This is a genomic window from Pseudomonas sp. AC463 (assembly GCF_979253585.1).
Window position 1 is genome coordinate 1 of record NZ_CEEDDZ010000161.1, and the last position, 401, is coordinate 401.

The window sequence follows — 401 nt, forward strand, 5'->3', positions numbered from 1 at the left end:
GCCTCGGCGCGATCCTGATCGAATCGGGATCGTCGATGACCTATTTCGCCGGCGTCCGCTGGGGCCGCAGCGAACGGCTGACCGCGGTCGTCATCCCGGCGGAGGGCCGCCCCTGCATCGTCACGCCCTTCTTCGAGGAGCCGTCCGTCCGCCAGACGCTCGCCATCCCGGCGGACGTACGCGTGTGGCAGGAGGATCAGGACCCGCTGCGCACCGTCGCCGGCTTCCTGACCGATCGCCGTCTCGGCACGCGCCCGATCGGCATCGAGGAAACCGTACGCTTCTTCGCGGTCGAGGCGCTCGCCGCCGCACTCCCCCGCGCCCGCCTGACCAGCGCCAACCCGGTCGTGCGCGGCTGTCGCATGGTCAAGACCCCGGCGGAGATCGCACTGATGCAGGTC

Annotated in this window: 1 protein-coding gene; it reads left to right on the forward strand. The window is 71.1% G+C overall.

The window, feature by feature from the left end; translation table 11 throughout:
• Window positions 1-401 (forward strand): aminopeptidase P family N-terminal domain-containing protein (locus tag AC0IYH_RS29595; protein WP_471837625.1); only part of this gene is annotated, 401 nt, incomplete at both ends.